This window comes from Novosphingobium sp. BL-A-41-Hi4B-X5A, from assembly GCF_055521705.1.
The window spans coordinates 604,682-626,007 of record NZ_JBVFVT010000002.1; the positions used below are offsets into that span (position 1 = coordinate 604,682).

The following is a 21,326-nucleotide window of genomic DNA, read 5'->3' on the forward strand; positions in this document are numbered from 1 at the left end:
ATAACGCTATCAGGATGGATAGAGGACGGGCCTTTCAGGCATCCTCTCCCAAACTTCAAAAGGGGCTGGCGCAAGTCGGCCCCCTTTTTTTGTCCAGCGTTGACAGAGTCAGCGCAGCGGGGTGGGCTTGGCCGGCTTCACCAGCATCAGCAGGGGGATCGCCACCACGCAGGCCATCGCCATCGCATAGAAATCGTTGATGTAGGCGATCATCGCAGCTTGCTGGTTGACCATGCCATCCATCACCCGGAGCATCGTTTCACCAGTGCCGCCATAGGCAGTGATCCGGTCGAGATCGAACGGCACAAGCGTGCGCGTGACATGCGCGCCAAGCTCGGCATGGTTGATCTGGATGTTGCGGGCCAGTTCCACCGAGGCGGCGGAAATGCCGATCGAGGAGCCGAGGTTGCGCATCAGGTTGCCCAGGCTCGAGGCATCGGTGCGCAAATGCGGCGGCAGCGTGGCAAAGGAGATGAGGTTCATCGGCATGAACGTGAACGACAGGCCCAGCCCCTGCAGCAGCCCGGCCATGATGATCGGGCCGCGCGGCATCTCCAGCGACCAGCCGGTCATCAGCCACATCGAGCCGCCCATCAGCAGCAGACCGAGCGCGAGTAGGGCGCGAGCGTCGATCTTGGTCATGAACCGCCCGAACAGAGTGATCGACGCCAGCATGCCGATGCCGCGTGGGGCCAGCAACATGCCCGATTGCAACGGTGTGTAGCCGTAGATCTGCTGAAGCAGCCCCGGCAGCAGCGCCATGACCGACATCATCACCAGTCCGATCAGGAACATGAAGGCAAGGCCTACGGTGAAATTGCGATCATGGAACAGCGCCGCCGGAAACAGCGGTTGTGCAGTGCCGGAAAGGTGGAAGATCGCCAGCCACGCCCCGGCCAGCGCCACCACCGCGTAAGCGACGATCTCGGCCGACGCGAACCAGTCGAGCGTCAGGCCCCGGTCGAGGATCAACTGGATCGCCGACACCGTCAGCGCGACCAGTACCCAGCCGGTAATGTCCACGCGCCGGTGCCTGGTCGGCGTCTTGGGCAGGTAGAGCCACAGCAGCAGGAAACAGATCAGGCCGACCGGCAGGTTGACGTAGAACACCCAGCGCCAGTTGTAATTGTCGGTAAGGAAGCCGCCGATGATCGGCCCGGTGATCGGCCCGAGCATGACGCCCTGGGTATATAGCCCCATCATCTTGGGCCGTTCTGCAGGCGTGCTGGAATCGAGAGTCACTGTCTGCGCCAGCGGCGAGAGGAACGCCCCGCCAAGTCCCTGCAACACGCGGAACAGCACCATCTGTTCAAGGTTCTGGGCAACGCCGCACAGCATCGATGCCACTGTGAACAGCAGCACCGAGGCGAGCATCATGTTGCGGATGCCGAACTTGTCCACCAGCCAGCCCGCCAGAGGCAGCGCCACGGCCGAGGCAAGCACATAGCTCGTCAGCACCCAGGTGATCGTGTCCTGCGTCGCGCTCAACGATGCCGTCATGTGCGGCAGTGCGACGTTGGCGATCGTGGTGTCCAGCGTGTACATCACCATCGCCGCCATCGCGCCGACCAGCATCAGCGGCCGGTTGCGCGAGACAAGCGGTGGGGTTTCCCCGCTACTTGCCGACATGGACGGTGACGTCGGAACTTAGACCGGCGATAAGCGGACGCTCCGACTTGCTGTCGATGGCGATGCGCACCGGCACGCGCTGGATCACCTTGACCCAATTGCCGGTGGCGTTCTGCGCCGGAAGCACGGAGAATTCCGAACCCGTGCCCGCGCCGATGGATTCGACGTGGCCCTTCAGCTTCAGGCCGGGATAGGCGTCGATCTCGATCTCGGCGGGCTGGCCGGGCCGCATGTGGTTGAGATCGGTTTCCTTGAAGTTTGCATCGACTCGGGCGCTGCCATCGCGCACGATCGAGACCATCGGCACGCCGGGGAACACCATCTGCCCCACCTGAAGCCGCGTGACCTGCGTGACCACGCCATCGGCTGGCGCGCGCACGACGGTGCGCTCCATGTCGAGCGTCGCCTTGGCGCGATTGGCCTGCGCCGCAGCGATGGCAGGATTGACGCCGGGCACTTGCGCGCCGGTTGCCAGTTCCGAGCGGGCCTGCGCCACCTCGGCGCGGATCGAGACGATGCGGTCGCGCGCCACGGCAACGGCATGCTCCGCCGCATCCATGCGGGCGCGGGTGTTGAACCCCTTGTCCATCAGCGCCTTCTCGCGCGCGAAGTTCGCCTGGGCGAGGGCAAGGTCGTCGTTGGCGGCAGCAAGATCGGCGGCCTTGGCGGCAACGTCGGCGTTCAGCGCAGTGACCCTGGCCTGCGCCGTGGCGATCTGCGCATCGGCCTGGCGGATCGTGGCGTCGAAAGTGGCGGGGTCAATCGTGAACAACACGTCGCCCGCCTTGACGTGCTGGTTCTCGCGCACGTTGACCTTGGTGATCAGGCCGCTGACTTCGCCCGCAACAGCGACGATGTCGGTCTTGACATAGGCATTGTCGGTTTCGACCGTGCCCTGGTTGCCGAACCAGTACCACAGTGCCCCGACAACAATGACAACCGGTCCGAGCACCATCAGCATCGTGCGGGTACGCCTGGAACGCGTCTCGCCAACGTGCTCCTTCGCGGCTTGGGCAGCGGGCGCATTCTGGGGGGGAAAAGGATCAGCCTCGGCCATGGATCAGGTTCGCTTCAGGTGTGGTATCATCGGAAAGGTTCATGCGCACGCGTTCGAGCAGCGAGAGGAGCTGGGCATGTTCGTCGTCGGTCAGGCCGGAAACCGCCTCGCCAATGGCTTGCTGCGCCAGCGGTGTCATCGACCGGATCAGCTCTTCGCCCTTGGCGGTGAGGTAGAGGCACCAGCAGCGCCGGTCCGCCGGATCGTCGCGCCGTTCGACGAGGCCCAGCTTCTCGAGCCGGTCGATCATCCGCCCGGCGGTGATCGGCTCAACCTCGAGCCATCCGGCCAGCGCACCCTGGTTGGTGCCGGGATCGCGCTGGATCGCAGCCAGCATGCGCCACTGCGGCCCGGTCACGCCAAAGTGCTGGGCACTGGCGGCAAAGCGCTTGCGGAACAGGCGTCCGACGTCAGATGACAAGAAGGCCACGTTGACTTTCATGGCATGGCGATAATAGCAATGCTTACATTCTACAATCCGGAAAAAGAACAGGATGTTTGAGGAGGAATTGGGTGCGGCGCGGCGCTATCAAGCAGCGGCGCAGTCTGCGCTGGCCGGGCGGCTGGAAGATGCGCGGATCGACGAGCACCAGCGTGCGGCGCACGGCTTTGCCTGGATCGCGACGAGCGTTGCCGCGCTTGAGGCGGTGGCGGCTTGGGCCGAATGCACCGGTGGCGCGCTCGATGAAACAGTAGCCCGGCTGGCCTTTGCCGAGACGCTGGGCCAACTCGTCGGCGGGTTACCGATGGGCCAGAACGAGATCCTGCGGCCGGTAGATCTGGGGCTGAACGCCGCGGCGCGCGGACTGGCGCAGGACTGCGCGGACCTGCTCGAAACTGACCACGCCGATGTCCGCGCGCAAGTGGTGAGCGCTCTTGCTGCCGGGCAGTGGCCTTCGGAAGGCCTTGGCGATCAGGAGCTCGATACAATCCGCGACCAGTTCCGGCGGTTCACCGATGCCGAGATTCTGCCTCACGCCCACAAGTGGCACCTCGCCAATGCGCTGATCCCGGACGAAACGGTGCGGGCAATGGCCGATCTCGGCACGTTCGGGGTCTGCATCCCCGAAGAGTTCGGCGGGCTCGGCCTCGGCAAGCTGGTGATGTGCCTGGTTACCGAAGAGCTTTCGCGCGGCTGGATCGGTGCCGGATCGCTCGGAACGCGGTCCGAGATTGCGGGCGAGCTGATCGTGCTGGGCGGGACACAGGCGCAGAAGACGCAGTGGCTTCCGGCCATCGCCAGCGGGGAGGTCCTGCCGACAGCGGTGTTCACCGAACCCGATACCGGCTCAGACCTCGGCTCGCTGCAGACCCGCGCACGGCGTGAGGGCGAGGGTTGGGTAATCGATGGCGCGAAGACGTGGATCACCCACGCGGCCCGGTCGGACCTGATGACCATGCTGGCCCGCACGCTCCCTAATGCCAAGGGCTATGCCGGACTGTCGATGCTGCTGGTGCCCAAGCGTCGGGGGACGCAGGCTGAACCCTTCCCCGAACCCGGCATGAGCGGCAGCGAGATCGAGGTGCTCGGCTATCGCGGCATGCGCGAATATGCGCTGCAGTTCGATGGCCTGCGCGCACCCGGCGATGCTCTGCTCGGCGGCGAGGAGGGGCAGGGCTTCAAGCAATTGATGCGCACGTTCGAGGGCGCGCGCATCCAGACCGCCGCGCGCGCCGTCGGCGTCGCCCGCCGCGCGCTGGAACTGGGGCTGGATTACGCGCTGAACCGCAAGCAGTTCGGCAAAGCCATCGTCCAGTTTCCGCGCGTGGCCGACAAGCTGGCGATGAGCCTGGTCGACATGGTTCTGGCCCGCGAGCTGACCTACGCCGCCGCCCGTGCCAAGGATTCGGGCAAGCGCTGCGATATCGAGGCCGGCATGGCCAAGCTGCTGGCAGCGCGCGCGGCATGGTCGAACGCCGATGCCTCGCTGCAGATCCATGGCGGCAACGGCTACGCGCTCGAGTACGAGATCAGCCGCGTGCTGTGCGATGCGCGCATTCTCAACATCTTCGAAGGCGCGGCGGAAATCCAGGCGCAGGTCATTGCGCGCGGGCTGCTGGAAGGGCGCAACTGATGGGTGAATGGCAGAACTGGATCGGCCGGACCGAGCGCCGCACGGATCGCGCCGACGCCGCACTTGCCGCGCGCTGGCTGGCCACGTTCGATCGCGCTGCGCCCGCCGACGGGACCATGCCACAAGGCTTCCACTGGTGCCTGTGCGCGCCCGATGCGCCAACGTCGACGCTGGGGGCCGACGGTCACCCGCTGCGTGACGACAGCCCGGACAGCTTCATGCCGCCAGTGCCGCTCCCGCGACGGATGTGGGCGGCAAGCAAGGTGGAATTTGTTGTGCCGATCATGCTCGGCGCGGCGGTTGAGCGGCGATCGTCAGTTGCGGCGATCACGGAAAAGCAGGGCGCCAGTGGCGCGCTGGTCTTCGTCGAGGTTGCGCATGACACGCTGAGCGATGGTGAAGTGGCCGTGCGCGAAGTGCAGAGCGTGGTCTATCGCGCCGCCGCAGCCGCCGGATCGCCCCTGGTGCCGCCGCCGTTGGGGGAGGGCGCTTTCGATCCGGGGCCGTGGACCGCGCACCGCACGCTGACCCCGGACGAGCCGCTGCTGTTCCGCTATTCGGCGCTGACCTTCAACAGCCACCGCATCCACTATGACCTGCCATATGCCGCTGAAGGCGAGGGCTATCGCGGGCTGGTCGTTCACGGCCCGCTGACGGCCACGCTCCTGCTCGATCTCGCGCAGGCAGAGCTGGGCGACAATGCGCTGAAGAGCTTTGCTTTTCGCGGGCTTTCGCCGGCGATCTGCGGCGAGGCGCTGCATCTGGTGATGCGCGGAGAAGAGCGCGCGCTGGAGCTTGCCGCCTTCGCTGCCGATGGCCGTCAGGTCATGGCGGCAAGCGCCACGACCTGATCGCCAACTCGGGCAGCCTCAGTTCGCCGGGATCGCCCGCTCGCCAACGATGTTCAGGCCATAGCCTTCGAGCGCGACGAGGTTGTGGTGCGAGTTGGTCAGCAGGATCATGTCGTGAATGCCGAGGTCGGCAAGGATCTGCGCGCCGATGCCGTAGCTGCGCAGCTCCATGTCATGCCCGGCGGTGCCGCCGACCTCGCGGATCAGCTGTTCCGGATCGGTGGGCATCAGCAGCACGATGACGCCTGAGCCTGCCTCGCCAATCTCGCTCATGGCGCGCTGGAGGATGCGCTTGCGCGGTCCCGGTTGGCCGAGCACGTCGGACAGGACCGAGATCGAGTGCATGCGCACCAGCGTCGGCGTGTCGGGCAGGATGTGGCCCTTCTGCAGCACGAGATGGACCGAGCCGTCGACCTTGTTGCGATAGGTCTTGATCGTGAATTCGCCGCCGTAATCGGTATGGAACGGTGCCTGGTTGAGGCACTCGACCAAGTGGTCATGGCGGCGGCGGTAGGCGATCAGGTCGCGGATCGTGCCGATCTTGAGGCCGTGCTTGCGGGCGAACGGGATGAGGTCGTTGAGGCGCGCCATCGTGCCGTCGTCGTTCATGATCTCGCAGATCACGCCCGAGGGGTTGAGTCCGGCAAGGCGCGGCAGGTCGACCGCAGCTTCGGTGTGGCCGGCGCGGACGAGGACGCCGCCATCGCGGGCGATCAGCGGGAAGACGTGGCCCGGCGTCACGATATCGTCACGGCCCTTGGTGGCATCGACCGCCACGGCAACGGTGCGGGCACGGTCCGCTGCGGAAATGCCGGTGTCGACGCCCTCGCGCGCCTCGATCGAGACGGTGAAGGCCGTGCCATGGCGCGTGCCGTTGTTGCGGCTCATCAGCTCGAGGCCAAGCTTGTCGGCGCGTTCGGACGTGAGGCACAGACAGATCAACCCGCGGCCGTGGGTGGCCATGAAGTTGATGGATTCGGGGGTTGCCATCTGTGCCGGGATGACCAGATCGCCTTCGTTCTCGCGGTCTTCGTCATCGACGAGGATGACCATGCGGCCATTGCGGACGTCGGCAATGATTTCCTCGACCGTCGCCAGCGCGAAGTCCTCATCGTCACTGTCGTCCATCGCCCGTTCGAGCTTGGTCAGCGTATCTGCCGTGGGATTCCAGTCAGGCGACAGAGCGTCGCGCAAGGTGTTGGGGTGCAGACCGGCCGCGCGGGCGAGCGCCGCCCGCGAAATGACCCGATCCTCGATGAGCTTGCGCGCACGCGCCACAATGTCCTGTGCCATGAGTCGCGTGTGTCACATCGCGATGGCGCAGGTCAACCTGAATCACATCCTGATGTGCGATTATCCCCAGAGTGTCGCACGGTAACGTGCAAAACAGCGCTTGCCGCACATCAGGCGCATCAGCGCACCTTCGGCCATCGCCGTGGCGCGGCGCGGGTCTCCCTCGACCAGCGGCCGCAGTGCCTCGCGGTTCCAGTCCTCGCTGTGCTTCACGTCGAGCACGGCATGAAGATCGAAGTAGCGGCGTTCACGGTCGGACAGGCCGATGCGGCGCAGGCCCTTGGCCACCATGGCCGAGCGGCCCGGTGCAGTCAGTTCGATCACCCCAAGTGCGCCGACCGAATGCCACGCGAACCCGCGATTGGTAGCCATGCCCGTCATAGCGTTGGCGAGAGCAAGGCTTTCCCACACGGTGTTCTCGATGGTCGGCTCCACGCCCATGGTCACGGCCAGATCGTTGAGCATCGGTCCGTGCATGCCGCGCACGTTGCCACGGCCCATCTCGTCCCAGTAGTTGCGGGCAAGTTCGAGCTTCGCGCTGACCGGGAGCTTGACCTGCGTATAGGCGACAAGATCATCGAACCCGGCTTCGCCTGCCGCTTCCTGTTCGAAGAACCAGCGCAGCTGCACTTCGTTGGCGCTGTCGGCCAGCCACGGAAACAGCGGGTCACCCTGGCCGGGGCCGGTCTGCTTAAGGCCTTCGAACCATTCGACGAAGCCATCAACATCAGTCGGCGCCTCGCGGGCGCGGTCTACCACCTCGGCGCGCAATTCCTCGAGGAACGAGGTTTCGAGATAGCGCGTCTGCGCTTCATGCTCGAAGTGCTGGTTCCAGTCCGAGGACGGAAACTGGGGGCTCAGGCGCTCACGGTTCCAATGCGCCAGCGCCTGCTGGATCGTGTCGCTTTGGAAGCGGGGGGCCTCCGAAGCGGGGAGGGAGGTGCTTCGCTGGTGGAGATCTATCTGCATGAAAGGCAAACGGAATTTCCGCTCGCCTGTTCCGTTGCTAACCCAATGCGCGACGAAGCGTTTGCTGTGGAGGACAGTCGCCGCCGATTGCCTCTGCCACCATCTCGCGCAACGGCAACTGCGCCTTCATGCGGATGGCGAGCAGCGCTGTACCGCTGACCTTGCGCTGCACGAACAGCGTATCGACCGGGGGAACGTGCCACGAAGCGCGGTCCGCGGCGACCTTCTCGGCTTCGGCCCGCACCCGCTCGACAAACGAGCGGTCGGAGAAATCGAACAGGCCGGGCTTTCCAAGATGGCCGATCAATACGTCGAGCATCCGGTCAAAGGCTGCGCCGTGGCGGGCAAGCTGCTGATCTGAAACGAAACCGACCTCGGTCAAGGCCGCCCGCAAGGCATCGCGGTCCTCCGCCAGACCCGCCATCAACATCCGCCGGTAGGCCTCGGTCGTGGCCACCGGAACCTCGCGCGCGGCACCGAAGTCAAGCAGCACCAGCTTGCCGGTCTCAGGCTGCCAGCGGAAGTTGGCGAAGTTCGGATCGGTCTGCATGAAGCCGAACGCAAACAGTTCGCGCAAGGTCAGGCCGAGCAGCGCCCCCATCACCTTGTTGCGCACTTCGAGAGGCGCGGTGAGAAGGCTTTCGATCGGACGCGCTTCGATGAAGTCCATCGCCAGGACGTTGCGGCCCGAGAGGGGGGCGTATGCCTGGGGGACGAGAAATGCGTCCTCGCCGGCAAGCATCTTGCCATAGCGCTGCATCATCTCTGCCTCGCGGAGATAGTCCGACTCCTCGTGGAGTTGCCGCTTTGCCTCGGAGAGTTGGAGATTGATGTCGAGGCCCTGCGGTAGCAGCCCCGAGACGCGCAAAAGCGTGGCCACATTGTCCACGTCAGCGTCAATACTTGCAGCAATTCCAGGGTATTGCACCTTGATGGCCAGCACCCGGCCATCGGGCAGGACAGCCTTGTGCACCTGCCCGATCGAAGCAGCTGCAATCGGCTGCGCCCCGAAGTGCCGAAACTTCGCGCGCCAACCTGCACCCCACTCGGCGCTCAGCACACGCTCCAGCTGGGCAGGCGGCATGAAATGCGCCGAATCCCGCAATCGGGACAGAATTTCGGTCAGTTCGCGCGGAAGGACGTCACCTGCATCGAGCGAGATCATCTGCCCCAGCTTCATCGCAGCGCCGCGCAGACGAGAGAGCTGGTCGGCAACTCTCATGGCATTTCCGGGGGTTAGCAGCAGGTCCGAAAGCTTCGGCGCCTCGCCGCGGGCAAGCCGCCGCGCACCTTCGGCCAGCACCCCACCGGCCACGCCCCCGGCCAACTGGCCGAACGCTGCCAGCCGCGAAAGCCGCGCCGAGGGCACCTTGCGATAACGCGATCCGCTCATTTCAATAGCCTTTGCAGTGCAGGACGGATCACAAGAAACATGCGATAACAACGCTCCAGCACGATTTCCAGGGGGCGCCAGCGGGCCAGTAAGCCCAGCCAGCGCAAGGCCGGGATCGCACGCCACATTGCCGCAAACGCCACCGCGCCTGAAAGGACTTCTCCGCCCTCCTGCACATGGAACCGCGCGAGCGCGGCCTCTCGGTCGATCGGGCAGGCGGCAGCGGAATCGGCAATGTCGACAAACGCGATGGCGCCCTTGCGATCCAACCGCCTCATCGCCGCGATCTCGCGCGAGCAGAGCGGACAGGCACCATCGTACCACACCGTCAGGCTCCGTTCCGAAAGCTGGGCACTGTCCATAGCTGCCCTATGCGCCCGCCTGCTCCCTTGCGAGACCTGCCATTTGGGGAAGTATCTCGCTTGATAGGTGCATCCTATCAACCTAGGCATGAGGCCATGCACCCGCGCCAGCTCCGCTATTTCGTGACCATCGCCCGGCTGCGGCACTTTGCCAATGCCGCGCAGGAATGCGGCGTTTCACAGCCAACGCTGTCTGCCGGGCTATCCGCGCTGGAGCGCGAGGTTGGCCATCGGTTGGTCGAGCGGGACCGGCGCTTCGTGGGGCTGACGCCGCAGGGGGAGGCAATGCTGCCCTGGGCCGAACAGATTCTCGGCGCGGTGGCGGGGATGACGAGTTCGGTGGCGGCGCGTTCTGCATCGATTACCGGGCAATTTGCCCTTGCAGCCATCCCTGCGGCGCTGCCGCTTGCCGGCCAGTTCGGCGACACTCTGCTTCAGCGACATCCGGGCCTGAGCCTGTCCGTACGCTCTGCCACCTCGCGCGAGATCGAGCGCGCGCTGAACACCTTCGAGTGCGATGCGGGCCTGACCTATCTCGATCACGAAACTCCGGCCAATGTGCTGACCGTGCCGCTTCACGCAGAGCGTTACCTGTTCGTGACGCGCGCGGATGGCCCGCTCGGCGGTCTGACGGAAATCAAGTGGGAAGAGGCTTCTGTGCAACCGCTGTGCCTCCTTCACCAAGGCATGCAGTTCCGCCGCATACTCGACGCGCGCATGCTGGATCGCGGGCTGGCGATAACGCCGCGGGCGGTGGCGGACAGCTATGTCACGCTGTTTGACCTCGTCCGCTCCGGGGGCTTTTGCACCATCGTGCCCGATACTTATGCCAGCCTTCTGGCAGGGTTGCCGTGGGCATGCTGCGCCGTGCTGGACGATGGCGACATGCCACGCCGCATCGGCCTGGTCGTGGTCAATCGCGTGCCGCTCAGCCCTATGGCCAGCACGGCGCTGGCCGTTGCGCGCAGCCTTGCCGGAGTTTGATAGACGAACTCTATCAAGGTTCGACTTTTTCGATTTGACCACCGGTCTGTTTCGGACAAGATCGGAGCGCCATGGAACGACTGCCCCAGATCATCGCCGCACACGCAGGCCGGGAAGGCCCGCTGCTTCCGATCCTGCATGACGTGCAGGCCGAATACGGCCACGTTTCGGAAGAGGCGATCCGCGCGATTGCGCAGGCGCTGAACCTCAGCCGCGCCGAAGTGCAGGGGGTTGTCAGCTTCTACCATGATTTCCATGCGGAAGCCGATCTGCGCCCTGTGCTGAAGCTGTGCCGGGCAGAGGCGTGCCAGGCGCGTGGCGTCGATGCGCTCGCCGCTGGTCTCGCAGAAAGCGGGCGGGTGAAGGTGGAAACGGTCTATTGCCTCGGCCTGTGCTCGGTCGGCCCCAATGCGATGGTGGGTGACAAGGTCCATGCGCGGCTCGATGCGGCCAAGCTTGGCGCGCTGGTGGAGGCGCTCGCATGACTCTGGTGCGGATCAGCGACGATGCACTGGCGCTGGCTTGCGGCGCGGACGAGGTCGTGGCGGCATTCGTGGCGGCAGGTTGCACCGTTGAGCGCGTGTCATCGTGGGGCATGCACTGGCTGGAACCGCTGGCCGAGATTGATGGTCAGGGCTTCGGCCCGCTGGAGCCTGAAGACGTTGCCGCCGTGCTGGCAGGCAGTTCGGCCAAGGCCATCGGCCCGATTGCAGCGCATCGCTTCATTGCCCGCCAGCAGCGCTTCACCTTCGCGCGCGCTGGCAAGACACGGCCCCTCAGCCTCGAAGACTATGCCGCCAATGGCGGCTGGCAGGGCCTTGCCAAGGCGCGCGAGATCGGCCCTGAGGCAACCATTGCCGAAGTGACCGAATCCGGCCTGCGCGGACGGGGCGGGGCAGGCTTTCCGGCCGGCATCAAGTGGACCACTGTCGCCAAGGCCTCCGCTGACCGCAAATACATCGTCTGCAACGCCGACGAGGGCGACAGCGCGACCTTTGCCGACCGCATGGTGATGGAGGGCGACCCGTTCATGCTGGTCGAGGGCATGGCGATTGCCGCCCATGCCGTCGGTGCGCAGAAGGGTTACGTCTACATTCGCAGCGAATATCCGCACGCGATTGCCAAGATGCAGGCGGCAGTGCGCGCCTCGGCCCACCTTGTCGCCCCGTTCGAACTGGAAGTGCGCGTCGGCGCAGGTGCCTATGTCTGTGGCGAGGAAACTTCGCTGCTCAACAGTCTTGAAGGCAAGCGCGGCGAAGTTCGCGCCAAGCCGCCACTGCCCGCACTGGAAGGGCTGTTCGGCAAGCCGACGGTGGTCAACAACGTGCTGACGCTGGCCGCCGTGCCGTGGATCATGGCCAATGGCGCGGCGGCCTATGCGGCGGTCGGCTTCGGCCGGTCCAAGGGGACGATGCCGATCCAGATCGCGGGCAACGTGAAGCATGGCGGGCTGTTCGAAGTGGGCTTCGGCATCACTCTGGGCGAACTGGTCAACGATATTGGCGGTGGCACGGCATCGGGCCGTCCGGTGCGCGCGGTGCAGGTGGGCGGGCCGCTGGGCGCCTATCACGCGCCGTCCGATTTCCACCTGCCGTTCGATTACGAAGCCTTTGCCGGCGCCGATGGCCTGATCGGCCATGCCGGGATCACCGTGTTCGATGATACGGCTGACATGAGCCGCCAGGCGCGCTTCGCCATGGAATTCTGTGCCGCGGAATCGTGCGGGAAATGCACGCCCTGCCGCATCGGCTCCACGCGCGGCGTGGAACTGATTGACCGCATCCGCGCCCGCTCCGGTCGCACGCCGGACAGGGTGGAGGCGCTGCCGCAGATGCATAACGCCCGCAAGGTGGAACGTTCGCTGGCGGACGAGATCGTCCTGCTCGAAGACCTGTGCGAGACGATGAAGTTCGGTTCGCTCTGCGCGCTGGGCGGTTTCACGCCTTATCCGGTGCTGTCGGCGCTGCGCAATTTCCCGGAGGATTTCGGCGCAGTTCCAGCGAAGGAAGCAGCGGAGTGATCTTGGGCGCCGTCCTTGCCGGAGGCCGCTCCACCCGCTTCGGCAGCGACAAGGCGCTGGCCGAACTGGGCGGGCGCACGCTGCTAGCGCGGGCGGTGGATGCGCTGGCTTCGCAATGCGATGCGGTGGTCGTGGTGGGGCGAGAGGAAGCGCCTGCGCCCACGCTGCCAGACTGGCCGCGCGCTGACATGGGACCATTGGGCGGAATTGCCGCTGCGCTCCATCACGCGCGGGATGCAGGTTACAACGAAGTGCTGACCTGTTCGGTCGACAGCATCGGCTTGGCTGACGATCTGGCCGACCAACTGCGCCCCGCCCCCGCCTATTGCGAAAGCCAGCCGGTGATCGGGCTGTGGCCTGCCAGCGCCTCGGCCACGCTCGATGCGCTGCTGACCAGCGATGCCCGTCATTCGATGCGCGCCTTTGCCGAACTGGTCGGCGCGCGGGCGGTGCGCCTTTCCGAAAATCCTGCTAATATCAATACACCGGCGGATCTGATGGCCGCCGAGGAGCAATCCCATGGGTTATGAACGCCAGGCCGACTTTGGCACGCCGGAAGTCCGCAGCGACACGGAAGTGACCTGCTTCATTGACGGACGCGAAGTAACGGTGCCCTCCGGCACGACTGTAATGCGCGCTGCGGCTCTGACCGGCGGTTCCATCCCGAAGCTCTGCGCCACCGACAATCTCAAGCAGTTCGGATCGTGCCGCCTGTGCCTTGTCGAGATCGACGGGATGCGCGGCACGCCTGCAAGCTGCACCACCCCGGTGGCCGAGGGCATGAAAGTCCACACCCAGACCCCGCGCCTGCAGAAGCTGCGCAAGGGGGTGATGGAGCTTTACATCTCCGATCACCCGCTCGATTGCCTGACCTGCAGCGCCAACAACGATTGCGAACTGCAGGATCAGGCCGCCGCCGTGGGCCTGCGCGATGTGCGCTATGGCTATGAGGGCGAGAACCATCTCGGCGCGATGCCGGACATCTCGAACCCCTACTTCGATTTTGATCCCAGCAAGTGCATCGTCTGCTCGCGCTGCGTGCGTGCTTGTGATGAAGTGCAGGGAACGCTGGCGCTGACGATCGACGGGCGCGGGTTTGACAGCAAGGTTTCGGCGGGGCTGACTTCGGACAGCTTCCTGTCATCCGAATGCGTTTCCTGCGGCGCCTGTGTCCAGGCCTGCCCGACCGCGACCTTGCAGGAAAAGGCGGTCAAGGAAATCGGCAAGCCCGAGCGCGCTGTCGTGACGACATGCGCCTATTGCGGCGTTGGCTGCACTTTCCGCGCCGAAATGCGTGGCGAACAGCTGGTGCGCATGGTGCCCTGGAAGGACGGCAAGGCCAATCGCGGGCACTCCTGCGTCAAGGGCCGCTTCGCCTGGGGCTATGCCCAGCACCAGGAGCGCATCCTCTCGCCGATGATCCGCGAGACCATCGATCAGCCCTGGCGCGAGGTTTCGTGGGAAGAGGCGCTGACCTATGCGGCGGGCCAGATCAACCGCATCCGTGAAACTTACGGCCGCAACGCACTGGGTGGCATCACTTCCAGCCGCTGCACCAACGAGGAGACGTTCCTCGTCCAGAAGCTGATCCGGGCGGGCTTCGGCACGAACAACGTCGATACCTGCGCGCGCGTCTGCCATTCGCCCACCGGCTATGGCCTCAAGACCACGTTCGGCACTTCGGCGGGTACGCAGGACTTCGACAGCGTCGAGGACAGCGACGTGATCCTCGTGATCGGCGCGAACCCGACCGACGGGCACCCGGTCTTCGCCAGCCGGATGAAGCGCCGTTTGCGTCAGGGTGCCAAGCTGATCGTGATCGACCCGCGCCGCACCGATCTGGTGCGCAGCCCCCATATCGCGGCGGATTACCACCTGCCACTGCGCCCCGGCACCAACGTGGCGATCCTCACGGCGATTGCGCATGTGATCGTCACCGAAGGCCTCGCCAACGAAGCGTTCATCCGCGAGCGTTGCGATTGGGACGAATACCAGCACTGGGCAGAATTCGTTTCGGCAGAGCGCAACAGTCCCGAGTTTCTCTCTCCGGTGATCGGCGTGGACGCCGAGGCCATCCGCGGTGCGGCGCGGCTGTTTGCCACGGGCGGCCCCGGTTGGGCTTCAGCCCAGAGAAACAAGCCCAATGCCGCGATCTACTACGGCCTCGGCGTGACCGAACACAGCCAGGGCTCCTCCACCGTCATGGCCATTGCCAACCTCGCCATGGCGACCGGCAACATCGGCCGTCGCGGCGTCGGCGTGAACCCCTTGCGCGGGCAGAACAACGTGCAGGGCGCTTGCGACATGGGCTCCTTCCCACACGAGCTGTCCGGCTATCGCCACGTTTCGGACAAGGCAACGCGCGACCTGTTCGAGGCGGAATGGGGCGTGAAGATCGATCCCGAACCGGGCCTGCGCATCCCCAACATGCTTGACGCCGCAACCGACGGGCAGTTCAAGGCGATCTACATCCAGGGCGAGGACATCCTGCAGTCCGATCCCGACACCAAGCATGTCGCGGCGGGCCTTGCCGCGATGGAATGCGTGATCGTCCACGACCTGTTCCTCAACGAAACCGCGAACTACGCCCACGTTTTCCTGCCGGGATCGACGTTCCTTGAGAAGAACGGCACCTTCACCAATGCCGAACGCCGCATCCAGCCGGTGCGCAAGGTGATGGAGCCGCTCAACGGATATGAAGACTGGCAGGTCACGCAGGAACTGGCCCGCGCCATCGGGCTTGACTGGAACTACACCCACCCGTCCGAGATCATGGACGAGATCGCACGGCTGACGCCGACCTTTACCGGCGTCAACTACAAGCGGCTCGATGCCGAAGGTTCGCTGCAGTGGCCGGTCAATGACAAGGCCCCCGATGGCTCGCCGATCATGCACATCGAAGGTTTCGTCCGCGGCAAGGGCAAGTTCGTGGTGACGGACTATGTGCCGACCGACGAGCGCACCGGCCCGCGCTTCCCGCTACTGCTGACGACCGGGCGCATCCTCAGCCAGTACAACGTCGGCGCGCAGACGCGGCGCACGGCGAACACTGTCTGGCATCCCGAAGACGTTCTCGAAATTCATCCGACCGACGCCGACAACCGTGGCCTCAAGTCTGGCGACTGGGTGAAGCTGGCAAGCCGGTCTGGCGAGACGACCTTGCGCGCGCTAGTGACGGATCGCGTGGCCCCGGGCGTGGTCTACACCACGTTCCACCACCCGGCGACGCAAGCAAACGTGGTCACCACCGACTACTCCGACTGGGCGACCAACTGCCCGGAATACAAGGTGACGGCTGTGCAGATCACGCCTTCCAACGGCCCGACCGACTGGCAGGAAGACTATGAGGCGCAAGCCTCGCGCTCCCGCCGGATCGTGGGCCAGGACAGCGCGATGGAGCCGGCCGAATGACCGCGCATACGGCAGAAAAGCTGGCCTACATGGCCAACCAGATCGCGCGCAACCTGGTGCATGACGACAAGCCCGTGGCGGCAGTGGCCGACCATATCGTTTCGTTCTGGACACCGCGCATGATCGATACGCTTATCGCCCAAGGCTCTGCCGGGCTCGATCCGGTGGCGGCCGAGGCTCTGGCGCGGCTGGCAGAGGGGCGCGTTCCCGCTCCGCAGAGCCGCGCCACCGATCCGCAAGTCCATGGCTCCGATGCCGGTTGACGGCACAAGGATCTTCTCGTTCCGGGAAGACTTCGCAGATGGCCGGAGCTCACGCACGCTTGACAGAGCGCTGATCGAAGAGGCGCCGGTCGCATTGGAAATCAACGGCGTAGGCTATGCCGTGATGATGGCAACTCCGGTCGATCTTGAAGACTACGCCCTCGGTTTCTGCCTGTCGGAACAGTTGATCGCTTCCCCGCGCGAGTTCGTTTCGGCTCAGGCTGCGCGCGTTGATGCCGGCGGATGGATGCTGCGCGTGCAGCTTGCCGCGGAAGGCGCGGCTCCGCTGCTCAAACGCGCGCGGTTGCGGCTTTCCGAGGGAAGCTGCGGGCTTTGCGGGATCGAGAGCCTCGAGCAGGTCATGAGGCCGCTGCAGCCGGTGGCGGCGCGGACCGAGGTTGGGGCAGATGCGATCTTCCGCGCAGCCGCCCGGATGCGTGACCATCAGGCGCTCGGCCGCGCAACGGGCGCAGCACATGCGGCAGCGCTGTGTGATGCAGAAGGCACGATCCACCTGGTGCGCGAGGATGTCGGTCGGCATAATGCCTTCGACAAGCTGATCGGCGCAGCGGCTCGCAAGGGCCTGGCAATGGCCGACCATTTCGTGCTGCTCACCGCGCGCTGCAGTTTCGAACTGGTGCAGAAGGCGATCATCGCGGGAGTCCCATTGCTCGCGACGATCTCGGCAGCGTCCACGCTGGCTTGCGAACAGGCGGCAAGTCATGGGCTCCGTCTGGTCAGCCTCGTCCGGGATGACAGTCTGCTCGAGTTGTGATTGGCCTTGGCGGCCCCGTTCCATAGGCTCTGACTATCCAAATATTGCATATCAGTACTTTTCCGGCCCCATAGCGAGAGCTAGGTCATCCCGGTGAACGGGAGAAATGGGATGGCGGGTGCTATGGCCGTGATGATCAGGAACGTCCGGGTTTTTGACGGCGAGGCGCTGCTTGACGGCGCAAAGTCGGTGCTCGTGCGCGATGGCAGGATCGCCGCCATAATGGCTGCAGGCGAGGAGATTCCTCTCGACGAAGCCCCCACCGTGATCGACGGCGCGGGCGGTGTGTTGATGCCTGGGCTGGTTGAGGCGCATGCGCATTTGACGTGGGGGTCTTCGGTGGAGAAGATCTATCACCAGTTCATCCTGCCCGAGGACGAGTTGAAGGTGGCGGCGTGGCGCAATGCGCGGGTGCTGCTCGACCATGGCTTTACCAGCGCCTATTCGGCAGGCGCGCTGGGGGATGGCATCGAGGTTGAGCTGGCGCGGGCAATCGATGCTGGCGAGACGCCGGGGCCGCGGCTCGTGCCTTCGACGCTGGAGCGCAGCCCGGAAGGGGCCGAGGGCGTCGACACCGGTGACGTGTTCAACGGGCGCGGGGCCGAGGCGATCCGCAAGTTCGTGGCCTATTGCAAGGAGCAGGGCATCGGCTCGCTCAAGCTGGTGGTCTCGGGCGAGGATGCCCTGAAGCCCGGTTCGGCCGGCGACGTGCTCTATACCGACGAAGAGATGGAAGCGGCAGGCGAAGCGGCGCGCGAGGCCGGCCTGTGGATCGCCACCCATGCCTATTATCCCAAGGCGATCGAGCTGGCGCTGAAGGCCGGGGCGCGAATCATCTACCACGCTTCTTACGCCGACGAGGCGGCAGCCGACGCGATGATCGCGGCCAGGGACACGACGTTCTACGCACCATCGCCGGGCGTTTCGATCGCCGCGCTGGAAGCCACGCCGCCGCCGCACATCGACATGAGCCACATGAAGAAAAGCGCGGCCGAGCGGATGGCGCTGGAAGCCAAGCTGGTGCCCGCCTTGAAGGCCCGGGGCATGCGCATCCTGATCGGTGGCGACTATGGCTTTCCGTTCAATCCCAATGGCCGCAATGCGCGCGACCTGCAGATCTTCGTCGATCACTTCGGCTACACCCCGGCCGAGGCGCTGCACGCAGCAACCGCGCTGGGCGGCGAACTGATGGACCTCGAGGTGGGCCGGGTGAAGCAGGGCTGGCTGGCCGATCTGCTGCTGGTCGACGGCGATCCGACGCAGGACGTCTCGATCCTGCAGGACAAGGACAAGCTCGTCATGATCATGAAGGGCGGCACGCTCTACAAGGCGCCGCAGGCAGCCACCACGGGAGCTGCCGCCTGATGTCGACGATGTTTGACGTTGCCGTGATCGGTTGCGGCCCGGTGGGGGCGATGGCGGCCAACCTGCTGGGCAGGCAGGGCCTGTCGGTGGTCGTGCTCGAGAAGGAGACCGAGCACTATCCGCTGCCGCGCGCGGTCCATCTCGATCACGAGATGATGCGCCTGTTCCAGAGTGCAGGCGTGATCGACCGGGTCGAGCCGGACATGGTGGCGACCGACGGGCACCTCCATGTCGGCGCCGATCATGGCGTGATCCGCTACATGGGCACGGTCGGCAAGCCGCGCCCGTTCGGGTGGGCCAACGACTACTTCTTCTACCAGCCCGAGTTCGAGGCGCACTTGCGCGCGGCGTTTGCCGACAACAGCTGCATCGGGGGCAGCATCGGTCTGCTGCTGGGCGCCGAGTTCACCTCGCTCTCGCAAGGCGATGACGGCGTGACGGTGACCTACGCGCAGGATGGCGCGCAGCGCAGCCTGACCGCGCGCTGGGCGATTGCTGCCGATGGCTCGCGCAGCCCGGTGCGCAAGGCGCTGGGCGTCAAGCTCGACGATCTCGGCTTCGAGGAGCCGTGGCTGGTGGTCGATGCCGAAGTGGAAGGGCCGGTGACCTTCCCGGACCTGACCGGCGTGCCCGAGGGCGCGGACCTGCAGCGCCTCTCGGTGATGATGTGCGATCCCAATCGCCCGGCAACGGTGGTCCCGGGCCGCCGCAACCATCGCCGCTGGGAGTTCATGCTCCTGCCGCACGAAGACGATGCCGAGATGATGCGCGAGGAGAATGTCGCGGCCCTGGTCGGCGCCTGGATGAAAGATGTGCCGCACAAGGTCGTGCGCGCCGCCACCTATCGCTTCCACGGGCTGGTGGCCGAGCAGTGGCAGGTTGGCCGCGTGTTCCTGGCCGGAGACGCCGCGCACCAGACCCCGCCGTTCTTCGGACAGGGCATGTGCCACGGCCTGCGCGATGTGGCCAACCTTGCCTGGAAGATGGCGGCGATCGTCAACGATGGCGCGGACGAGGCCATCCTGACGACCTACCAGCCCGAGCGCGACCCGCACGTGCGCGGCGTTATCGGCGCGGCAGTGGCGGCAGGGCGCTATATCTGCGAACTCGATCCGGCCCGGGCGGCGCAGCGCGATGCCAGCATCCGCGCGCAATCGGCGCAGAAGGCAGGCGAGACCGCGGCAGACCTGATTCCGACGATTTCTACCGGCTTCGTGGCGCAGGGCACGCCTGCCGCAGGCCAGCGCTTCATCCAGCCGATTCTCACAGACGGGCGCAAGCTCGACGATCTCGTCGGCCAGGGCTGGCGCCTGTTCGTGCGCGACGGCGGCATGCAAGGCGCTGTCGTGGCCAGCGATCTGCCCGACAACGGCGCGGTACTGAACTGGCTGGTGGACCGCAATGTCGATGCCGTGCTGGTCCGCCCCGACCATTATGTGTTCGGCACCGGCGCTGCGGCAGACCTGCTGGCCCTGCGCGATGCGATGCTGCGCCAGAAGCAGGAGATTGCGGCATGAGCCTGACGCTCAACGCAGCCCAGACCATCGTCACCGCCGCACTGGCAGAGGCGCGCTCGCGCAGTGCCAGGCCGCTTGCGGTGATCGTGCTCGATGCCGGCGGCCATCCGGTGGCCTTCGCGCGCGAGGACGGGGCCAGCCTGTTCCGCCATGACATCGCCCGCGCCAAGGCGATGGGCGCGCTCGGCATGGGCGATGATACCCGTGTCCTGGCTGAACGCGCCAAGGGCAATCCCGCCTTCTTCCAGAGCGTCAGCGTGGCAGTCGGCGGCAACATCGCCTTCTCGCCCGGCGGCGTGCTGATCCGCACAGGCGGCGCGATCATCGGTGCCGTGGGCATCAGCGGCGATACCGGCGAGTGTGACGAGGACTGCGCGCTGGCAGGCCTCAAGGCCGCCGGATGCGATCAGGAGAACGCCAAGTGAAGTTGCGCAGCATCGAAATTGCCCTGCCCGATCCCGCGGCCGCCGCGGCGTGGATGGTCGACGTCTGGGGGCTCTACCCCGCCGAAGTTCGGGGGCAGACGCACTACCTGCGCGGCACCGGCACGATGCCCTACCTCGTCGCGTTCGAGCAATCGGATGCCGAGTTCGTGCGCTCGACCACCTTCACCTGCTCGCAAGACGAACTCGCCGCGATCAAGGCCCGCGTGACCGACAAGGGCTGGGCGGCAAGGCCGGTCACCTCGGCCGATCCCGGCGAAGGTGCAGGCCTGCTCGTCGAACTGCCCGAAGGCACGATCCTGCGCTTCCTGGCAGGATCGGGCGAGGTCGCGCCCATCGAAGGCTTCTCCAAGGCCAGCAAGCGCGTCTCGCCGGTCAAGCTGACGCACGTGGTGTTCAACTCTGCCGATGCCGAACTCCTGGGCCATGCGGTGGAGGACGTGCTCGACTTCCGCGTCTCGGACCGGACAAAGGGCATGGTCTTCGTGCGCTGCAACGACAGCCACCACTCCACCGCCTTTGCCCGCGCCGGCTTTGCCAGCCTCAACCACGTGGCGTTCGAGATGGACGATCTCGATGCGGTGATGCGCGGCATTGGCTGGATGCGCGACAACGGCTTTGCCCCCGCATGGGGCCCGGGCCGCCACGGGCCGGGCGACAATGTCTATGCCTATTACATCGCTCCGTTCGGCCCGGTGATCGAATATTCGACCGCGGTGGAAAAGGTCCCGGCAGACTACCGCACCGGCGAGCCGGACGACTGGACCTGGCCCGAGAGCCGCATCGACCAGTGGGGCATCTCGGACAAGGACTTCGCCGGCTTGCGCGTGGCCGAGGAACGCTTCCGCTGCCGCCGCGACTGGCAACCTGAACCACTTTGAACGCAGCACCTTGAACATCGACAGACGAGGATTTGTCG

Annotated in this window: 20 protein-coding genes; 13 read left to right on the forward strand and 7 right to left on the reverse strand. The window is 65.6% G+C overall.

The features are described 5' to 3' along the window. Nucleotides 1–108: 108 nt before the first annotated feature. Genes ACZ1JY_RS18460 through ACZ1JY_RS18470 form a run of 3 tightly spaced genes read right to left on the reverse strand, consistent with a single transcriptional unit; the run spans nt 109 to nt 3,128 of the window. Nucleotides 109–1,629, reverse strand: a complete 1,521-nt coding sequence (locus tag ACZ1JY_RS18460) for a DHA2 family efflux MFS transporter permease subunit (RefSeq protein ID WP_465131074.1) — start codon at nt 1,627–1,629, stop codon at nt 109–111. Then, nucleotides 1,616–2,686 (reverse strand): HlyD family secretion protein, encoded by a 1,071-nt coding sequence (locus ACZ1JY_RS18465; RefSeq protein WP_168904433.1) that lies wholly within the window; start codon nt 2,684–2,686, stop codon nt 1,616–1,618. Before ACZ1JY_RS18465 ends, ACZ1JY_RS18460 begins: the two co-directional genes overlap by 14 nt. Continuing rightward, entirely contained in the window at nt 2,673–3,128 is a 456-nt protein-coding gene (locus tag ACZ1JY_RS18470; RefSeq protein WP_168904434.1) for a MarR family winged helix-turn-helix transcriptional regulator, read from the reverse strand. The genes ACZ1JY_RS18465 and ACZ1JY_RS18470 overlap by 14 nt, the downstream gene beginning before the upstream one ends. 52 nt (nt 3,129–3,180) lie before the next feature. Here ACZ1JY_RS18470 and ACZ1JY_RS18475 point away from each other — a divergent pair, with 52 nt between their 5' ends. After that, nucleotides 3,181–4,761 carry an acyl-CoA dehydrogenase family protein gene (locus ACZ1JY_RS18475; RefSeq protein ID WP_465131075.1) on the forward strand — a complete coding sequence of 527 codons (1,581 nt, stop codon included), beginning with the start codon at nt 3,181–3,183 and terminating at the stop codon, nt 4,759–4,761. Beyond that, nucleotides 4,761–5,612 carry an HTD2 family dehydratase gene (locus tag ACZ1JY_RS18480; protein ID WP_465131076.1) on the forward strand — a complete coding sequence of 284 codons (852 nt, stop codon included), beginning with the start codon at nt 4,761–4,763 and terminating at the stop codon, nt 5,610–5,612. The genes ACZ1JY_RS18475 and ACZ1JY_RS18480 overlap by 1 nt, the downstream gene beginning before the upstream one ends. A gap of 18 nt (nt 5,613–5,630) precedes the next feature. On the opposite strand, the gene ribB is transcribed toward ACZ1JY_RS18480, so the two are convergent. Genes ribB through ACZ1JY_RS18500 form a run of 4 tightly spaced genes read right to left on the reverse strand, consistent with a single transcriptional unit; the run spans nt 5,631 to nt 9,629 of the window. Next, nucleotides 5,631–6,905 carry a 3,4-dihydroxy-2-butanone-4-phosphate synthase gene (ribB, locus tag ACZ1JY_RS18485; RefSeq protein ID WP_465131077.1) on the reverse strand — a complete coding sequence of 425 codons (1,275 nt, stop codon included), beginning with the start codon at nt 6,903–6,905 and terminating at the stop codon, nt 5,631–5,633. 60 nt (nt 6,906–6,965) lie between these two features. Continuing rightward, a complete protein-coding gene (locus tag ACZ1JY_RS18490) occupies nt 6,966–7,874 on the reverse strand; it encodes an iron-containing redox enzyme family protein (protein ID WP_465131078.1) in 909 nt (302 codons plus the stop codon). Between the two features lie 37 nt (nt 7,875–7,911). After that, the gene (locus tag ACZ1JY_RS18495; protein ID WP_465131079.1) at nt 7,912–9,267 is read right to left on the reverse strand and encodes an ABC1 kinase family protein; all 1,356 of its coding nucleotides are present in this window, start codon (nt 9,265–9,267) and stop codon (nt 7,912–7,914) included. After that, entirely contained in the window at nt 9,264–9,629 is a 366-nt protein-coding gene (locus ACZ1JY_RS18500; protein WP_465131080.1) for a thiol-disulfide oxidoreductase DCC family protein, read from the reverse strand. The genes ACZ1JY_RS18495 and ACZ1JY_RS18500 overlap by 4 nt, the downstream gene beginning before the upstream one ends. Nucleotides 9,630–9,725: 96 nt before the next feature. Here ACZ1JY_RS18500 and ACZ1JY_RS18505 point away from each other — a divergent pair, with 96 nt between their 5' ends. From ACZ1JY_RS18505 to ACZ1JY_RS18555, 11 genes are all read left to right on the forward strand, one after another. Next, complete coding sequence (locus tag ACZ1JY_RS18505; protein WP_118075473.1) at nt 9,726–10,613, forward strand: LysR family transcriptional regulator; 888 nt, start codon at nt 9,726–9,728, stop codon at nt 10,611–10,613. Nucleotides 10,614–10,684: 71 nt separating this feature from the next. After that, entirely contained in the window at nt 10,685–11,098 is a 414-nt protein-coding gene (locus ACZ1JY_RS18510) for an NAD(P)H-dependent oxidoreductase subunit E (RefSeq protein WP_465131081.1), read from the forward strand. After that, complete coding sequence (locus ACZ1JY_RS18515; protein ID WP_465131082.1) at nt 11,095–12,633, forward strand: NADH-ubiquinone oxidoreductase-F iron-sulfur binding region domain-containing protein; 1,539 nt, start codon at nt 11,095–11,097, stop codon at nt 12,631–12,633. The genes ACZ1JY_RS18510 and ACZ1JY_RS18515 overlap by 4 nt, the downstream gene beginning before the upstream one ends. Continuing rightward, entirely contained in the window at nt 12,630–13,163 is a 534-nt protein-coding gene (gene mobA, locus ACZ1JY_RS18520) for a molybdenum cofactor guanylyltransferase (RefSeq protein WP_465131083.1), read from the forward strand. Before ACZ1JY_RS18515 ends, mobA begins: the two co-directional genes overlap by 4 nt. Beyond that, entirely contained in the window at nt 13,153–16,044 is a 2,892-nt protein-coding gene (gene fdhF / locus ACZ1JY_RS18525) for a formate dehydrogenase subunit alpha (RefSeq protein WP_465131084.1), read from the forward strand. The genes mobA and fdhF overlap by 11 nt, the downstream gene beginning before the upstream one ends. Beyond that, nucleotides 16,041–16,307, forward strand: coding sequence for a formate dehydrogenase subunit delta (locus tag ACZ1JY_RS18530; protein ID WP_465131085.1), 267 nt, complete (start codon nt 16,041–16,043; stop codon nt 16,305–16,307). Before fdhF ends, ACZ1JY_RS18530 begins: the two co-directional genes overlap by 4 nt. Continuing rightward, entirely contained in the window at nt 16,288–17,082 is a 795-nt protein-coding gene (gene fdhD, locus ACZ1JY_RS18535) for a formate dehydrogenase accessory sulfurtransferase FdhD (protein WP_465131086.1), read from the forward strand. The genes ACZ1JY_RS18530 and fdhD overlap by 20 nt, the downstream gene beginning before the upstream one ends. Before the next feature lie 123 nt (nt 17,083–17,205). Beyond that, nucleotides 17,206–18,447, forward strand: a complete 1,242-nt coding sequence (locus ACZ1JY_RS18540; RefSeq protein WP_465131566.1) for an amidohydrolase family protein — start codon at nt 17,206–17,208, stop codon at nt 18,445–18,447. A gap of 8 nt (nt 18,448–18,455) precedes the next feature. Next, complete coding sequence (locus ACZ1JY_RS18545) at nt 18,456–19,964, forward strand: bifunctional 3-(3-hydroxy-phenyl)propionate/3-hydroxycinnamic acid hydroxylase (RefSeq protein WP_465131567.1); 1,509 nt, start codon at nt 18,456–18,458, stop codon at nt 19,962–19,964. Next, nucleotides 19,961–20,389: a GlcG/HbpS family heme-binding protein gene (locus ACZ1JY_RS18550; RefSeq protein ID WP_118075487.1), complete on the forward strand. Its 429-nt coding sequence runs from the start codon at nt 19,961–19,963 to the stop codon at nt 20,387–20,389. The genes ACZ1JY_RS18545 and ACZ1JY_RS18550 overlap by 4 nt, the downstream gene beginning before the upstream one ends. Further along, a complete protein-coding gene (locus ACZ1JY_RS18555) occupies nt 20,386–21,288 on the forward strand; it encodes a VOC family protein (RefSeq protein WP_118075489.1) in 903 nt (300 codons plus the stop codon). Before ACZ1JY_RS18550 ends, ACZ1JY_RS18555 begins: the two co-directional genes overlap by 4 nt. Nucleotides 21,289–21,326 lie beyond the last annotated feature (38 nt).

Excerpts from the sequence above, each read along its gene's own strand:
- ACZ1JY_RS18460 (WP_465131074.1), bottom strand. The coding sequence starts at position 1,629 with ATGTCGGCAAGTAGCGGGGAAACCCCACCGCTTGTCTCGCGCAACCGG.
- ACZ1JY_RS18465 (WP_168904433.1), bottom strand. The coding sequence starts at position 2,686 with ATGGCCGAGGCTGATCCTTTTCCCCCCCAGAATGCGCCCGCTGCCCAA.
- ACZ1JY_RS18470 (WP_168904434.1), bottom strand. The coding sequence starts at position 3,128 with ATGAAAGTCAACGTGGCCTTCTTGTCATCTGACGTCGGACGCCTGTTC.
- ACZ1JY_RS18475 (WP_465131075.1), top strand. The coding sequence starts at position 3,181 with ATGTTTGAGGAGGAATTGGGTGCGGCGCGGCGCTATCAAGCAGCGGCG.
- ACZ1JY_RS18480 (WP_465131076.1), top strand. The coding sequence starts at position 4,761 with ATGGGTGAATGGCAGAACTGGATCGGCCGGACCGAGCGCCGCACGGAT.
- ribB (WP_465131077.1), bottom strand. The coding sequence starts at position 6,905 with ATGGCACAGGACATTGTGGCGCGTGCGCGCAAGCTCATCGAGGATCGG.
- ACZ1JY_RS18490 (WP_465131078.1), bottom strand. The coding sequence starts at position 7,874 with ATGCAGATAGATCTCCACCAGCGAAGCACCTCCCTCCCCGCTTCGGAG.
- ACZ1JY_RS18495 (WP_465131079.1), bottom strand. The coding sequence starts at position 9,267 with ATGAGCGGATCGCGTTATCGCAAGGTGCCCTCGGCGCGGCTTTCGCGG.
- ACZ1JY_RS18500 (WP_465131080.1), bottom strand. The coding sequence starts at position 9,629 with ATGGACAGTGCCCAGCTTTCGGAACGGAGCCTGACGGTGTGGTACGAT.
- ACZ1JY_RS18505 (WP_118075473.1), top strand. The coding sequence starts at position 9,726 with ATGCACCCGCGCCAGCTCCGCTATTTCGTGACCATCGCCCGGCTGCGG.
- ACZ1JY_RS18510 (WP_465131081.1), top strand. The coding sequence starts at position 10,685 with ATGGAACGACTGCCCCAGATCATCGCCGCACACGCAGGCCGGGAAGGC.
- ACZ1JY_RS18515 (WP_465131082.1), top strand. The coding sequence starts at position 11,095 with ATGACTCTGGTGCGGATCAGCGACGATGCACTGGCGCTGGCTTGCGGC.
- fdhF (WP_465131084.1), top strand. The coding sequence starts at position 13,153 with ATGGGTTATGAACGCCAGGCCGACTTTGGCACGCCGGAAGTCCGCAGC.
- ACZ1JY_RS18530 (WP_465131085.1), top strand. The coding sequence starts at position 16,041 with ATGACCGCGCATACGGCAGAAAAGCTGGCCTACATGGCCAACCAGATC.
- fdhD (WP_465131086.1), top strand. The coding sequence starts at position 16,288 with ATGGCTCCGATGCCGGTTGACGGCACAAGGATCTTCTCGTTCCGGGAA.
- ACZ1JY_RS18540 (WP_465131566.1), top strand. The coding sequence starts at position 17,206 with ATGGCCGTGATGATCAGGAACGTCCGGGTTTTTGACGGCGAGGCGCTG.
- ACZ1JY_RS18545 (WP_465131567.1), top strand. The coding sequence starts at position 18,456 with ATGTTTGACGTTGCCGTGATCGGTTGCGGCCCGGTGGGGGCGATGGCG.
- ACZ1JY_RS18550 (WP_118075487.1), top strand. The coding sequence starts at position 19,961 with ATGAGCCTGACGCTCAACGCAGCCCAGACCATCGTCACCGCCGCACTG.